The organism is Rhizobium sp. P2_G2 (genome assembly GCF_056403555.1).
This window is the reverse complement of record NZ_JBFUFF010000005.1, coordinates 19,660-33,500: the sequence shown is the minus strand read 5'-3', so window position 1 is coordinate 33,500 and position 13,841 is coordinate 19,660. Positions and strand designations below refer to the sequence as shown.

Genomic DNA, 13,841 nt, shown 5'->3' with positions numbered 1-13,841 from the left:
CGTTATCGTCCTATCAATTGATCTTTCCGCATTGCGACGTGCTGAGGCCCGTCATCTCGCATGCGTATCCTGTTGAATCCTTCTGCAGGAAAACGACGAAGCGCTTGCCGTTCGGCACGGCCGCCTTGATCTCGTATCCCTGCGCAATCAGTTGCCCGATCGTGGAGCCGTCGCTGCTCTTGGCCGGCTTCTGCTCGTCCTCCTGCGCGAATGCGACAGTGGCGAGCAGAATGGCGGAAGCTGCGAGCGCGACCTTGATCATCACCGGTCAACCTCACCGAAAACGATATCGAGCGAGCCGAGCACGGCGGTGACGTCGGCCAGCTGGTGGCCTTTGCAAAGGAAGTCCATCGCCTGCAGATGCGCGTAACCCGGAGCGCGAATCTTGCAGCGATAAGGCTTGTTGCTGCCGTCGGCGACCAGATAGACGCCGAACTCGCCCTTGGGCGCCTCGACCGCGGCGTAAACCTCACCGGCCGGCACGTGGTAGCCTTCGGTGTAGAGCTTGAAGTGGTGGATCAGCGCTTCCATCGAGCGCTTCATCTCGCCACGCTTCGGCGGCACGACCTTGCCGTCGAGGGACGACACGGGACCGTATTTTTCCTTGCCGAGCAGGCGGTTGACGCACTGCTTCATGATCCGGTTGGCCTGGCGCATTTCGAACATGCGGATCAGGTAACGGTCATAGCAGTCGCCGTTCTTGCCGACGGCGATGTCAAAATCGAGCTCGGAATAGCATTCGTAGGGCTGCGCACGGCGCAAGTCCCAGGCAGCCCCCGAACCGCGGACCATGACACCCGAAAAGCCCCAAGCCCAGGCGTCGGCGAGCGTGACGACGCCGATATCGACATTGCGCTGCTTGTAGATGCGGTTGTCGGTCAACAAGCCTTCGATGTCATCGAGAATGGCGTCGAATTTGTCGCACCACTTGCCGATATCCTCGACCAGTTCCGGCGGAATGTCCTGATGGATGCCGCCCGGACGGAAATAAGCGGAATGCATGCGGGCGCCGCAAGCGCGCTCGTAGAACACCATCAGCTTTTCGCGCTCTTCGAAACCCCAGACCGGCGGCGTCATGGCGCCGACGTCCATGGCCTGCGTCGTGACGTTCATGATATGCGACAAGATGCGGCCGATTTCGGAGTAAAGCACGCGGATCAGCTGACCGCGGATCGGTACTTCGATGCCGAGCAACTTTTCGGCCGCGAGCGCAAAGGCATGTTCCTGGTTCATCGGCGCGACGTAATCGAGGCGGTCGAAATAGGGGACCGCCTGCAGATAGGTCTTGGTTTCGATCAGCTTTTCGGTGCCGCGGTGCAAGAGACCAATGTGCGGGTCGACGCGCTCTACGATTTCACCATCAAGCTCCAGCACAAGACGAAGCACACCGTGCGCAGACGGATGCTCCGGTCCAAAGTTGATGGTAAAATTCCGGACGTTATGTTCAGTCATATTTCATGCTCCAGAATGGAGGCGAATAGGCGATAGAGACTCAGCAGGCCTTACTGGCTCTTCTTCTCGTCACCTGGCAGGACGTAGTCTGTTCCCTCCCAAGGCGACAAAAAGTCGAAATTGCGGAACTCCTGGCGGAGCTGAACCGGCTCATACACGACGCGCTTGACGGTGTCGTCGTAGCGGACTTCGACATAACCCGTTGTCGGGAAGTCCTTACGCAGCGGGAAGCCTTCGAAGCCATAGTCGGTCAGGATGCGGCGAAGATCCGAGTGGCCGGCGAACAGGATGCCGTACATATCGTAGGCTTCGCGTTCGAACCATTCGGCGCCGAGATAGAGTGCGGTCGCCGAGGTGATCGTCTCGTCTTCGCCGATCTGCGCCTTTACCCGGATGCGGATGTTGTGCTTCGGCGAAAGCAGATGCACCACCACGTCGAAGCGCTTTTCGCGCGACGGATAGTCGGCGCCGCAGAGATCGATGAAGCTGATGAACTGGCAGCGCTCGTCATCCCGAAGGAAAGTCAGCAGTTCGATATAGTTTTCAGGCGCGACCGTCAGCGTCAGTTCGCCATAGGCGAGAACCGCGTCGGCAATCAGCGGACCGCGGGCTTCGCGGAGATAGACGGAAAGCTCGTCCAGAGTGGCCATGGTCCCGTCTCCCCTCAGCGCTCGATCGTGCCGGTGCGGCGGATTTTCTTCTGCAGCAGGAGCACGCCATAGAGCAGCGCCTCTGCCGTGGGAGGACAGCCCGGCACGTAGATGTCGACAGGCACGACGCGATCGCAGCCACGCACCACCGAATAGGAATAGTGGTAATAACCGCCGCCATTGGCGCAGGAGCCCATCGAAATGACGTAACGCGGCTCGGGCATCTGGTCGTAGACCTTGCGCAGCGCCGGGGCCATCTTGTTGGTCAGCGTGCCCGCGACGATCATCACGTCTGACTGGCGCGGCGAGGCGCGCGGCGCGACACCGAAGCGCTCCATGTCGTAGCGCGGGCCGGAGACCTGCATCAGGCCTTCAACAGCGCAGCAGGCGAGGCCGAACTGCATCCACATCAGCGAACCCGTGCGCGCCCAGGTGATCAGGGCGGAGGTCGTGGTGGTGATAAAACCCTTGTCGGCGAGTTCATTGTTGATTTCGCCGAAGAAAGCATCATTGGCGCCAACCGGCTTGCCGGTCGCGGGATCGATGATCCCCTTCGGCTCTTCGGCGACGAGCGTCGAGGATGTCACTCCCATTCGAGTGCTCCCTTCTTCCATTCATAAATAAAGCCGATGGTCAGCACGGCGAGGAAAACCATCATCGACCAGAAACCGAACCAGTCGATCGCATGGAAGGACACGGCCCAGGGAAACAGGAAGGCCACTTCCAGGTCGAAGATGATGAACAGGATCGAAACCAGGTAGAAGCGGATGTCAAACTTCATGCGCGCATCGTCGAAGGCATTGAAGCCGCATTCGAAGGCCGACAGCTTTTCCGAATCGGGCGCTTTGAAGGCAACGATGAAAGGAGCGACCAGAAGAGCAAGACCGATGACGAGAGCGATGCCAATGAAGATGGCGATTGGCATATAGGAGCCGAGGAGAGCAGTCATTTCAATCCAACCTCGCCCGCCACGCTACACGAGACTGCGATCAGCGATCGTGCGGCCCGGCAGAGCCGAATTTGTTGCAACGCAATCGTGGTTAGCGCAGCTATACCGGATAAGCAAGTGTCGGAATCTATTTTCGCTGCATTGTCGCATGATTTGACAAAAGCGTCACAAAGCCGCTGCGAAACGATTGAATTTGCAGGGATTGACCGATCTATCCGATTTTTTCAAAGTAGACGATGGATGTCGGATTTCGTTCGACCAGCGCCTTGCCTTTTGCGCAGGGCTGCCTCGGCGTTTCTGCAGCCGTTCAGTCGTCGTCCGAGCCGGAGAGGTGATTGTTCACCGAAGCCTTCACCAGATGCATGTCGTCAAGCAGCACCTTGATCGCCGCGGGATCGACATCGGCCATCATGTCGCGCAGCCATCCTTCATGGGCGGCGGCCATTTCGGCGAAGAATTTCTCGCCTTTGGCGGTCAGCTTGGCGACTGTGACACGGCGGTCGCCGTCAGGGGTTTCGCGGACGATCAGGCCATCTCCTTCGAGGCGCTCGACAAGGCCCGTGACATTGCCGTTGGTGACCATGGTGCGCTTGGACAGCTCGCCGAGACGCAGGCCGTTCTTCTCGCGGTCGAGCTGGGCGAGCAGGTCGAATTGCGGCAGCGTGGCGCCGAATTCGCTGCGCAGGCGACGGCGGACTTCCTGGCTGATCAGCTTGGTGGTCGAGAGCATACGCAGCCAGAGCCTGAGTTCGGGCTTCTTGCCCTCCTGCGTGTCCTGAACGATGATCTCGATGTCGACGGTATCGCTGTCTGCCATATCCCGGCCCGGATTGGGTATAGTGTCTCCCGCTCTATGCGCGTCAATATTTTAGATGTCAAATGTTAGCTGGCACGCCCGTCACTTTGCCAACAACTTGGCAAGCATGAAGCCCGAGCCTGCACCGGTTCCGGCGCCCGGCCAGGTCGAGGCGCCGCAAAGATAGAGGTTTTTCACCGGCGTCCTGTAACGTGAATAGCCGGCGACGGGACGGAAGAGGAAATTCTGGTCGAGATGATGGCTGCCGGACAGATTGTCGCCGCCGATCAGATTCGGATTCTCGCGTTCGAGGTCGAGCGGCGAGAAGACCGAGCGGCCGAGGATTTTACCACGCAGGCCCGGCGCATAGTTTTCGAGGATGTCGAGGACGCGGTCGGCATAGCCCTCCTTGACCTGGTCCCAGTCCCGCCCACCGATCTCGCCCCTGGCGTCGCCTTTGATCTCCGCCGGAAGAACGCGGGTCTGGATCCAGAGCACATGTTTGCCGTCGGGCGCGCGCGACGGGTCGAGTACGCTCGGCTGGCCGACCACGAGCACGGGTTCAACCGGCAGCAGGCCGGCGGCGGCTTCGGAATAAGCCTTCGACATCATTTCCATGTCCGGCGCGACATGGACGTAGGCGAACGTCTTCAATTCTTCGCTGGCGCGCCAGTCCGGCAGGCCGTCGAGCGCCAGATGCACCATCAGCGTGCCCGGCCCTGCTCTGAATTTTTCGATCTTCGCCTCGAAGGCTGCGCGGGACGAATCCTTGGCGAGAAGCTTGCCGAAGACGATCTGCGGATGAGCGTTGGAGATCACGGCCCGCCGGGCTGTGAGGACGCGGCCATCGGAGAGGCGGACGCCGGTAGCCGCGCCATTGCCCATATCGATGCGGTCGACGGAGGTGCCGAGCAGCAGTTCGCCGCCCTTGGATTTCAGCACGCCGACCATCGACCTTATAATAGTGTCGGCGCCGCCCTGGCCGATCACCATGCCGAACGCCTGGTTGGCCATGGATTCGAGATAGGGAAACAGCGCGCCGCCGGCGACATCCGGCGGGAAATCCAGATGCATGCCCCAGGCCGCCATCATCGCCTTGAGTTTCGGGCTTTCGAAGCGAGCGTCGAGGAAGTCGCGCGGCGAAGCGAGCAACAGCTTCAATGTGTCGTACATCCAGCCGGTGCCCTTTTCGCGCCAGGCTTTCCACGCCACTTTGGCCGCTGCGAAGGACGGCATCGGCGAACCGAGCAGGCCGAAGATATGCGGTGCATCGGCACCGAAAGTGGCGAGCAGGTCGCGCCAGGCCTGAGCGTCCCTGGCAGAAAGTGCCGCGATGCGGCCGGCCGTCTTTTCCAGATCGGTGCTGACGCCGAGCCAGGTGTGATCGCGAAATACGCTGGCAAAACAATCGGCCGCCGGCACGATGCCGAGGCCATTGGCGAACAGCGCGTCCTTGTTGGCATTGAAGAAGGCGGAGCCGGCGAACATGGAGAGGTTCATGGCGCAGAGGTCGTGGCGGAAGCCGGGCAGCGTCACCTCGCGGGTCTTGACCGCCCCGCCCGGCTCGTCCTTCGCCTCTACGACGGCGACCGACCAACCCTTGTTGGCCAGTTCCACGGCCGCAGCCAGCCCATTGTGTCCAGCACCGATCACCACCGCGTCGTAGTTCATCGCCATCTCCTGCTGCAGGCTGTCGATTGTTTGCCGCATATGCATACATCTTCGCCGGACCGTCGCAAGTCACAAATATTTTAAGCATAAAGGTTTTTGGGATTACGCTACGTCAATTTTTAAAATGATGTTTTATATCAACATAATACTGAAATCCCTTGAGGCGTTGGACGGCATTTTCCCGCGCCGCCAGATGCTTGCAATTTCATATTTCCTGGCTTAGCGTTGCCTCTACAGGGGCGGAGACGGCGACCGATTGGGCCGCTGAGAGACCCTCGCAACCAGGGAACAGAACCATGACAGCCAAAGCACTTGCCGATGTCGCAGCCGCACTTCTTTCCGGTTCCGTGAGGGTCGTCGACCTGACCGCACCGCTCGGTCCGGAAACACCGGTTCTCTACCTGCCGCCGCAGTTCGGCCAGAACACGCCGAAGGTCAAGGTGCACGAGATCTCGCACTATGACCAGAATGGCCCGTTCTGGGCCTGGAACTGGCTGGAACTCGGCGAACATACCGGCACCCATTTCGACGCCCCATGCCACTGGATCACCGGCAAGGACCTGGCCAACAACACAACCGACACGATTCCGCCGCAGGCCTTCGTCGGCCCGCTCAACGTCATCGACCGTTCCAAGGAATCGGCCGCCAATCCCGACTATCTCCTGACCGTCGACAGCATCAAGGAATGGGAAGCCGAGCATGGCGAGATCGAAGCCAATAGCTGGGTGGTGATGCGCACCGACTGGTACAAGCGCAACGGCTCGACCGAGACCTTCCTCAATGCCGACGAGAACGGCCCGCATTCGCCTGGCCCGACGGCGGAAGCGATCGAATATCTGGTTTCGAAGAAGATCATGGGCTGGGGCCAGGAAACCATCGGCACCGATGCCGGTTCTGCCGGCGGCATGAACCCGCCCTTCCCGGCGCATAACCTGATGCACAAGGCCGGCCGCTATGGCCTCGCCAGCCTCTGCCATCTCGACCAGCTGCCGGCCAAGGGCGCGATCCTGATCGCCGCACCGCTGAAGTTCGTCAAGGGCACAGGCTCGCCGATCCGCGCGCTGGCGCTGGTGGCCGGCTGAGCTTCGGAGAGAGCTCCTCCCCTTTTGCGGCCAGGCAATTGCGTGTGGCGCAAAGACCCTCTCTGGCCTGCCGGCCATCTCCCCCACAAGGGGGGGAGAAGACTCGCGGCTCGCTCCTTGCCTCGATTGGGGCTCCGAGGGTGCGGCCGGGTTAAGCCCCTCCCCCTTGTGGGGAGGGGTTTGGGGCGGGGTCTTAACGCCGGACGCGTAGTTCTGCCGTCTAGGCGAGAATGTCTGTCTTCTCCCCGTTGTCACGGGGCGAAGAGATTTTGCACCAGTTTTGCATCAGTCCGGTGATCCGCCATGTCCACTTATGACTACATCATCGTCGGAAGCGGCATCAATGCCCTGGTCGCAGCCAGCCTGCTCGGTAAGAAGGGCAAGAAAGTGCTGGTGCTGGAGCGCAGTGATCGCATCGGCGGCTGCCTCCGGACGGAAGAAATCACCGAGCCCGGCTTCAAGCACGACGTCATGGCCACCACCATGGTGCTGTTCCTGACCTCGCCCGCCTATGGTGCGCTTGGCAAGGACCTGGAAGCACGGGGACTGGAATTCGCCCATGCCGATCTGCCGACCGGTGTGCTCAGGCCCGATGGCTCGCATCTCATCTTCTCCAAGGACCGGGCGCGCAATGTCGCTGCCTTCGAGAATCTGGCGGCCGGCGATGGCTACGCCTTTTCGCGCGACATGGACAGGCTCGGCGCCGATGCGCCCTTCCTATTCTCGCTGCTCGGCGGCTCACTCTGGTCCGGCAATATTGCCAAGACCATCGCCAAGGAGGCCTGGAAGCGCGGGCTGCGCGGCCTCGCCGCCTGGTTTGGCGAGGCGCTGGTCACCGCGCGGGCTCATCTCGAAAGCAATTATCAGTCGGATCTGGTGCGGGCCCTCTGGGCACCCTGGGTGCTGCATTGCGGCCTCGGACCGGAAAGCGCCTATTCGGCGGAAATGGCCAAGGTGATCGGCTTCGCCATCGAACTGGCCGGCTGCCCGGTCGCCAAGGGCGGCGCGCGGACCCTGCTCGCTGCCTTCGAAAAACTGATCACTGACAATGGCGGCACGATTCGCACCGGCGCCGATGTCGACCGGATTCTCGATGGCCCCGGCGGCAAGGTGAGCGGTGTAAGGCTGGCGAGCGGCGAAGTGATGCAGGCGAACCAGGGCGTCATCGCCTCGGTGACGCCGACCCAGCTCTATGGCCGGCTGCTGCGCGATACATCCGCCAAGCTGCCGCAGGAGATTGCCGAAAGCCTGAAGAGCTACCGTTACGGCAAGGGCAACATGCAAATCCACTATGCGCTGAAGTCGCCGCCGCGCTGGAAGGGCGGCGAGGAGCTTGGCCGTGTGGCCTTGCTGCACCTCACCCCCGGCCTCGACGGCGTGTCGCGCGCCGCCAATGAATGCGAGCGCGGGCTACTGCCGGCGGTACCGACCATCTGCGTCGGCCAGCCGGCCTCGTTCGACCCGAGCCGCGTGCCGGAAGGCCGCTCTCTCCTCTGGCTGCAACTGCCGGAAGCGCCGCGCTATATCAAGGGTGACGCCGCCGCCGAACTGCCGATCCCGGCCGATGGCCAATGGACCGAGGAACTGCGCGAACGGTTTGCCGACCGGGTCGAGCGCATTCTTGAAAGCCATATCGACGGCTGGTCGGAAAATATCATGGCGCGAAAGGCCTATTCGCCCGGCGATCTCGAAAAGATGAACATGAACCTGGTCGGCGGCGACCCCTATGGCGGCTATTGCGGCGTCGACCAGTTCTTCCTCTTCCGGCCGTTCAAATCATCGGTCAACCACAAGACCCATGTCCCGGGCCTCTACCATATCGGCGCTTCGACCCATCCCGGCCCCGGCCTTGGCGGCGGCTCGGGCTTCCTGCTCGCTTCATCGTTGAAATAATCGGAAAGACTTCATGACGGAACGGTTTTCAGGCACAGTGCTCCGAGACCTCGATGGCTCCGAGGCCAAACGCCCGACGATGGGGGAGATCGGCCTCAACCAGTTCGCGCCCTATCTGATGAACCGTATCATGGCGCGCTGGAACGCCAACCTTGCCGACGAGATCAAATCGCAGGAGATGACCACGGCGAAGATGCGGGCACTCGCCATCCTCGCCATCACACCGTCGGTGACGATCAACGAGCTCTCCGTGTTTGCCGTCACCGAACAGTCGACAATGAGCCGGACATTGGATTCGCTGGAGGAACAGGGCTATATCCGCCGCCAACCGCGCGCCGACGACATGCGGGTGCGCGATGTCACGATCACCGAGGCCGGCCGCGCCGCCTTCGAGAAGATCTGGCCGACCATGTATGACTCGCTTGTCAAGATGTTCCACGGCATCGAGGAAGAGGACTATAAGGCCTTCATCGACGTGCTCCATCGGATCCTGCACAATATCCGCAAACATGATATATGAGGCGGGCATGGTCCCGTTCACGTTACGTCATGCACCAGCTGTCGTGACGCAAGGCCGCTGCGTATGACACGCTGTCGGAGCGGCTCTCCGCTCCGTTGACCGTTATCTCGAATTTCGTGCGCAAGAGATGTCGACGGGCTTCTGTCCGCCACCGGCTCCGCCGGGCACCCCGCGCCCTTATCAATTCCTTACGCAGCCAACCCACCTTCCCGATCGAGATTTGATCCGGAAGAGAGGCAAAGTGCGGGCTCCAAATTATCCTCAGGAGTTAGAGATGTTGGACCTGGTTTTCCTGGCCGTGGGCGTCGCCGCCTTCGGCATTTTTGCCGTTTATGCACGGCTCCTCGAGCGGTTGTGAGGTGACGTGATGTTTGAAGCCATCTTCGGCCTCGTCGTCGCTCTGGCGCTCGGCGCCTATCTGGTGCTCACCCTCGTTCATCCCGAGCGGTTCTGAGCCCATCCTCCCGGAGTATCTTCCATGACCTTCAACGGATGGCTGCAAATCGGCCTTCTTTTCGCGATCACGGTGGCGCTGATCAAGCCGCTCGGGCTTTACATGGCGCGCGTCTTCGAGGGTGAGCGCAATTTCCTCTCGCCAATCCTGCAGCCGGTCGAGACCGGCTTCTATGCAATCTCCGGCGTTGATCCGAAGAAAGAGCAGGGCTGGCTGTCGTTCACCATGTCGATGCTGGTGTTCAACGCACTCGGCTTCGCGCTGCTCTATGCCATCCTGCGCCTGCAGGGCATCCTGCCGCTGAATCCGCAGGGCTTTGGCGCCGTGTCACCGGATCTTGCCTTCAACACCGCCGTCAGTTTCGTCAGCAACACCAACTGGCAGTCCTATGGCGGCGAAACGACGATGAGCAATTTCAGCCAGATGGCCGGGCTCACCGTGCAGAATTTCCTCTCGGCCGCCACCGGCATTGCGCTGGCGCTCGGCGTCACCCGGGCTTTTGCCCGCTCCGGCGCCAAGACGATCGGCAATTTCTGGGTCGACATGACCCGTTCGACGCTCTACGTGCTGCTGCCGCTGTCGATTGTCGTGGCACTGGTTTTCGTCGCCATGGGCCTGCCGCAGACGCTTGACGCGTCGGCAACGGCGACCACGCTCGAAGGCGCCAAGCAGACGATCGCGCTCGGCCCAATCGCCAGCCAGGAAGCCATCAAGCAGCTCGGCACCAACGGCGGCGGCTTCCTCAACGTCAATGCCGCGCACCCGTTCGAGAATCCGTCGGCGCTGACGGACTATCTCAACATCATCAGCATGCTGTCGATCACCGCGGCGCTGCTCTACACGTTCGGCCAGATGGTCGGTGATCGCCGGCAGGGCTGGGCCTTCGTCGCGGCCTGCGGCTTCTTTCTGATCATCGGCACCGGCATCATCTATTGGGCGGAAAGCACCGGTAACCCGATCCACACCGCTCTTGGCCTCGACCCTACGCTCGGCAACATGGAAGGCAAGGAAGTCCGCTTCGGCCAGGCGATGACCGCCGCCTATAGCGCCGTGACCACCGCCATTTCCGATGGCGGCGTCAACGGCATGCTCGGCTCGTTCACCGGCCTCGGCGGCATGATCCCGATGTTCCTGATCCATCTCGGCGAAATGCTGCCTGGTGGTGTCGGCTCGGGCCTCTATGGCATGATCGTCTATGCCATCCTGTCGGTGTTCGTTGCCGGCCTGATGGTTGGCCGCACGCCGGAACTGCTGGGCAAGAAGATCGAAAGCCGCGAGATGAAGTTCGGCGTGCTCGCCATCCTCATCCTGCCGGCGGCCATCCTCGGCTTTGCCGCGGTCTCGGCCATCCTGCCCTTCGCCGTCTCCTCGATCGGTACCGCCGGCCCGCACGGCCTCAGTGAAATCCTCTATGCCTACACGTCGGCGGCCGGCAACAATGGCTCGGCCTTCGGTGGTCTTAGCGCCAACACGCCGTGGTACAACACGACGCTCGGCTTCGGCATGCTGCTCGGCCGCTTCGGCTACGCGGTTCCCGTGATGGCGATCGCCGGCTCAGTCGCCGCCAAGATCCGTGTCGCCCCGTCCGCCGGTACCTTCCCGACCCATACGCCTCTGTTCGTCGGCCTTCTGATCGGCGTCATCCTGATCATGGGCGGCCTGCAATTCTTCCCGGCTCTGGCACTTGGCCCGATCGTCGAGCATTTCTCGATGCTGGCCGGCCAAACCTTTTAACAAACGGGGCCTTCTGAAAGTTTTGATCATGAGCAAACAAAAACCAACCTCCCTGTTCGATGCCAAGATCCTCGGACCGGCCTTCCGCGATGCCTTCGTGAAGCTCGATCCCAGGCTGCTGCTGAAGAATCCGGTGATCTTCGTCACCGAAGTCGTCGCCGCCGTGGTCACGCTGTTCTTCCTCCGTGACCTCGCCCTCGACATCAAGAATGCCGGCTTCTCCGGCCAGATCGCCGCATGGCTCTGGTTCACGGTGCTGTTCGCCACCTTCGCCGAAGCCGTGGCCGAAGGCCGCGGCAAGGCGCAGGCCGACAGCCTGCGCAAGACCAAGTCTGACCTCAGCGCCAACCGGTTGCTGCACAACGGCCAGGTCGAGAAGGTCGCAGCGACATCGCTCAGGATTGGCGACATCATCCGCGTCAAGGCGGGCGAACTGATCCCCGGTGACGGCGAAGTCATCGAGGGCATCGCCACCGTCAATGAAAGCGCCATCACCGGCGAATCGGCCCCTGTGATCCGCGAGGCCGGCGGCGACCGTTCGGCCGTCACCGGCGGCACGGAAGTGCTCTCCGACGTCATCAAGATCAAGATCACCGTGGCGCCGGGCAACTCCTTCGTCGACCGCATGATTGCGCTGATCGAAGGCGCCAAACGCCAGAAGACGCCGAACGAGATCGCACTCTCGACGCTGCTCTCGGGCCTGACGCTGGTCTTCCTGATCACCGTGGTGACGCTTGCCGGCCTGGCGCTCTATTCCGGCACCATCCTGTCGGTCACCGTGCTCTCGGCGTTGCTCGTCACGCTGATCCCGACCACGATCGGCGGCTTGCTTTCGGCCATCGGTATCGCCGGCATGGACCGCCTCGTCCGCTTCAATGTCATCGCCACCTCTGGCCGCGCGGTGGAAGCCGCCGGTGACGTCGACACGCTGCTGCTCGACAAGACCGGCACGATCACCTTCGGCAACCGCATGGCGACCGATTTCCTGCCTGTGCCGGGTGTCCCGGCCCAGGAGCTTGCCCAGGCGGCACTGCTCGCCAGCCAGGGCGACGACACGCCTGAGGGACGTTCGATCATCGCGCTTGCCAAGGGTGAGTTCGGTGTCAGCGAACCCACTGGTGCGATCGACAACGTCATTCCGTTCGCCGCCGAGACCCGCATTTCCGGCGTCGATACCTTGCAGCGGACTTACCGTAAGGGCGCGGTCGACGCGGTGTTGGCCTTCGCCGGGATCAAGGAATCCGACACGCCGGATATCTTCCGTCAGTCGGTCGACAAAGTCGCGCGGACCGGCGGCACGCCGCTCGCGGTCGCCGAAGGCAACCGGCTGCTCGGCGTCATCCACCTCAAGGACGTGGTCAAACCGGGCATCAAGGAGCGCTTCGCCGCGCTGCGTTCGATGGGCATCCGTACCGTCATGGTCACCGGCGACAACCCGGTGACGGCGGCGGCGATCGCTTCGGAAGCCGGCGTCGACGATTTCCTCGCCCAGGCCAAACCGGAAGACAAGCTCGCCTATATCCGCCGCGAGCAGACCGGCGGCAAGCTGGTCGCCATGTGCGGCGACGGCACCAACGACGCCCCTGCTTTGGCGCAGGCCGATGTCGGCGTCGCCATGCAGACCGGCACCCAGGCCGCCCGCGAGGCCGCCAACATGGTCGACCTCGACTCCTCGCCGACCAAGCTGATCGAGATCGTCGAGATCGGCAAGCAGTTGCTGATGACCCGCGGTTCGCTGACGACCTTTTCGATCGCCAACGACGTGGCGAAATACTTCGCCATCATCCCGGCGCTGTTCCTGGTGACCTATCCGTCGCTCGGCGCGCTCAACATCATGGGGTTGCACTCCTCGCAGTCGGCGATCCTTTCGGCAGTCATCTTCAACGCGCTGATCATCATCGCGCTGATCCCGCTGGCGCTTAAGGGCGTGGCGTACCGCGCCGTCGGCGCCAACGCGCTTCTGCGCCGCAACCTCATCGTCTACGGCCTTGGCGGCATCGTCCTGCCCTTCGTGGGCATCAAGGCGATCGACCTTGTCGTCAACGCGATTCATTTGGTGTAACCATGCTCAACCATCTTCGCACGGGCGTCTCCATGCTCGTCCTCTTCACCGTCCTCACCGGCATCGCCTATCCGCTCGCCATCACCGGCATCGCCAAGACAGCGTTGCATGACCTTGCGGGAGGCAGCCTGATCATGAAGGACAAGACGATCATCGGCTCGACGCTGATCGGCCAGAACTTCACGAAGGACAAATATTTCTGGCCGCGGCCTTCCGCGACCAGTAACGCGCCTTACGACGCGAGCGCTTCGACGGGTACCAATCTCGGCCCTACCTCCGACAAGCTGAAACAGGCTGTCAAGGCGGCGATCGACAATCTGCACAAGTCGGGCATGTCAGGTCCGATTCCCGCCGATGCAGCCACGTCGTCGGGCTCGGGTCTCGATCCCCACATCTCGCCGGCCTTCGCGCTGGCGCAGGTGGAGCGGGTCGCCAAGGCTCGCAATCTCTCGCCAGATGCCGTCAAGGCGCTGGTCGAGGACCACACCGACGGCCGTCTGCTCGGCATTATCGGCGAGCCGCGCGTCAACGTGCTCGAGCTCAACATGGCCCTCGATTCCCTCAAGTCGTAGGATTAG

General features: G+C 61.9%; 14 protein-coding genes. 7 read left to right on the top strand and 7 right to left on the bottom strand.

Annotated elements, in window-relative coordinates:
- Positions 1 to 13 precede the first annotated feature (13 nt).
- The 7 genes from AC1D06_RS06045 to AC1D06_RS06015 form a co-directional block, all read right to left on the bottom strand.
- Positions 14 to 262, bottom strand: coding sequence for a hypothetical protein (locus AC1D06_RS06045; RefSeq protein WP_477985693.1), 249 nt, complete (start codon positions 260 to 262; stop codon positions 14 to 16).
- Complete coding sequence (locus tag AC1D06_RS06040) at positions 262 to 1,452, bottom strand: NADH-quinone oxidoreductase subunit D (RefSeq protein ID WP_477985564.1); 1,191 nt, start codon at positions 1,450 to 1,452, stop codon at positions 262 to 264. The genes AC1D06_RS06045 and AC1D06_RS06040 overlap by 1 nt, the downstream gene beginning before the upstream one ends.
- A gap of 50 nt (positions 1,453 to 1,502) precedes the next feature.
- Positions 1,503 to 2,102 carry an NADH-quinone oxidoreductase subunit C gene (locus AC1D06_RS06035; RefSeq protein ID WP_477985563.1) on the bottom strand — a complete coding sequence of 200 codons (600 nt, stop codon included), beginning with the start codon at positions 2,100 to 2,102 and terminating at the stop codon, positions 1,503 to 1,505.
- A 14-nt stretch (positions 2,103 to 2,116) separates the two neighbouring features.
- Positions 2,117 to 2,695: a NuoB/complex I 20 kDa subunit family protein gene (locus AC1D06_RS06030; protein ID WP_477878971.1), complete on the bottom strand. Its 579-nt coding sequence runs from the start codon at positions 2,693 to 2,695 to the stop codon at positions 2,117 to 2,119.
- Complete coding sequence (locus tag AC1D06_RS06025) at positions 2,686 to 3,051, bottom strand: NADH-quinone oxidoreductase subunit A (RefSeq protein ID WP_477878970.1); 366 nt, start codon at positions 3,049 to 3,051, stop codon at positions 2,686 to 2,688. The genes AC1D06_RS06030 and AC1D06_RS06025 overlap by 10 nt, the downstream gene beginning before the upstream one ends.
- A gap of 307 nt (positions 3,052 to 3,358) precedes the next feature.
- Complete coding sequence (locus tag AC1D06_RS06020; protein WP_477878969.1) at positions 3,359 to 3,868, bottom strand: MarR family winged helix-turn-helix transcriptional regulator; 510 nt, start codon at positions 3,866 to 3,868, stop codon at positions 3,359 to 3,361.
- 81 nt (positions 3,869 to 3,949) lie between these two features.
- Complete coding sequence (locus AC1D06_RS06015; RefSeq protein WP_477985562.1) at positions 3,950 to 5,557, bottom strand: phytoene desaturase family protein; 1,608 nt, start codon at positions 5,555 to 5,557, stop codon at positions 3,950 to 3,952.
- A 257-nt stretch (positions 5,558 to 5,814) separates the two neighbouring features.
- Here AC1D06_RS06015 and AC1D06_RS06010 point away from each other — a divergent pair, with 257 nt between their 5' ends.
- The 7 genes from AC1D06_RS06010 (at position 5,815) to kdpC (ending at position 13,835) form a co-directional block, all read left to right on the top strand.
- Positions 5,815 to 6,600: a cyclase family protein gene (locus AC1D06_RS06010; protein WP_477985561.1), complete on the top strand. Its 786-nt coding sequence runs from the start codon at positions 5,815 to 5,817 to the stop codon at positions 6,598 to 6,600.
- A gap of 303 nt (positions 6,601 to 6,903) precedes the next feature.
- Positions 6,904 to 8,493, top strand: coding sequence for a phytoene desaturase family protein (locus tag AC1D06_RS06005; RefSeq protein ID WP_477985560.1), 1,590 nt, complete (start codon positions 6,904 to 6,906; stop codon positions 8,491 to 8,493).
- A 13-nt stretch (positions 8,494 to 8,506) separates the two neighbouring features.
- Complete coding sequence (locus AC1D06_RS06000; RefSeq protein ID WP_477985559.1) at positions 8,507 to 9,013, top strand: MarR family winged helix-turn-helix transcriptional regulator; 507 nt, start codon at positions 8,507 to 8,509, stop codon at positions 9,011 to 9,013.
- A gap of 367 nt (positions 9,014 to 9,380) precedes the next feature.
- Positions 9,381 to 9,467 carry a K(+)-transporting ATPase subunit F gene (gene kdpF / locus AC1D06_RS05995; protein ID WP_477985692.1) on the top strand — a complete coding sequence of 29 codons (87 nt, stop codon included), beginning with the start codon at positions 9,381 to 9,383 and terminating at the stop codon, positions 9,465 to 9,467.
- A gap of 24 nt (positions 9,468 to 9,491) precedes the next feature.
- On the top strand, positions 9,492 to 11,201 hold the full coding sequence (gene kdpA, locus AC1D06_RS05990) for a potassium-transporting ATPase subunit KdpA (RefSeq protein WP_477985558.1): 1,710 nt from the start codon (positions 9,492 to 9,494) through the stop codon (positions 11,199 to 11,201).
- 28 nt (positions 11,202 to 11,229) lie between these two features.
- Complete coding sequence (gene kdpB, locus AC1D06_RS05985) at positions 11,230 to 13,263, top strand: potassium-transporting ATPase subunit KdpB (protein ID WP_477985557.1); 2,034 nt, start codon at positions 11,230 to 11,232, stop codon at positions 13,261 to 13,263.
- Between the two features lie 2 nt (positions 13,264 to 13,265).
- Complete coding sequence (gene kdpC / locus AC1D06_RS05980; RefSeq protein WP_477985556.1) at positions 13,266 to 13,835, top strand: potassium-transporting ATPase subunit KdpC; 570 nt, start codon at positions 13,266 to 13,268, stop codon at positions 13,833 to 13,835.
- The last annotated feature ends 6 nt before the right edge of the window (positions 13,836 to 13,841 follow it).

Bases quoted from the DNA above. Each gene is read 5' to 3' on its own strand.
- AC1D06_RS06045 (WP_477985693.1), bottom strand. From the start codon at position 262: ATGATCAAGGTCGCGCTCGCAGCTTCCGCCATTCTGCTCGCCACTGTC.
- AC1D06_RS06040 (WP_477985564.1), bottom strand. From the start codon at position 1,452: ATGACTGAACATAACGTCCGGAATTTTACCATCAACTTTGGACCGGAG.
- AC1D06_RS06035 (WP_477985563.1), bottom strand. From the start codon at position 2,102: ATGGCCACTCTGGACGAGCTTTCCGTCTATCTCCGCGAAGCCCGCGGT.
- AC1D06_RS06030 (WP_477878971.1), bottom strand. From the start codon at position 2,695: ATGGGAGTGACATCCTCGACGCTCGTCGCCGAAGAGCCGAAGGGGATC.
- AC1D06_RS06025 (WP_477878970.1), bottom strand. From the start codon at position 3,051: ATGACTGCTCTCCTCGGCTCCTATATGCCAATCGCCATCTTCATTGGC.
- AC1D06_RS06020 (WP_477878969.1), bottom strand. From the start codon at position 3,868: ATGGCAGACAGCGATACCGTCGACATCGAGATCATCGTTCAGGACACG.
- AC1D06_RS06015 (WP_477985562.1), bottom strand. From the start codon at position 5,557: ATGCGGCAAACAATCGACAGCCTGCAGCAGGAGATGGCGATGAACTAC.
- AC1D06_RS06010 (WP_477985561.1), top strand. From the start codon at position 5,815: ATGACAGCCAAAGCACTTGCCGATGTCGCAGCCGCACTTCTTTCCGGT.
- AC1D06_RS06005 (WP_477985560.1), top strand. From the start codon at position 6,904: ATGTCCACTTATGACTACATCATCGTCGGAAGCGGCATCAATGCCCTG.
- AC1D06_RS06000 (WP_477985559.1), top strand. From the start codon at position 8,507: ATGACGGAACGGTTTTCAGGCACAGTGCTCCGAGACCTCGATGGCTCC.
- kdpF (WP_477985692.1), top strand. From the start codon at position 9,381: ATGTTTGAAGCCATCTTCGGCCTCGTCGTCGCTCTGGCGCTCGGCGCC.
- kdpA (WP_477985558.1), top strand. From the start codon at position 9,492: ATGACCTTCAACGGATGGCTGCAAATCGGCCTTCTTTTCGCGATCACG.
- kdpB (WP_477985557.1), top strand. From the start codon at position 11,230: ATGAGCAAACAAAAACCAACCTCCCTGTTCGATGCCAAGATCCTCGGA.
- kdpC (WP_477985556.1), top strand. From the start codon at position 13,266: ATGCTCAACCATCTTCGCACGGGCGTCTCCATGCTCGTCCTCTTCACC.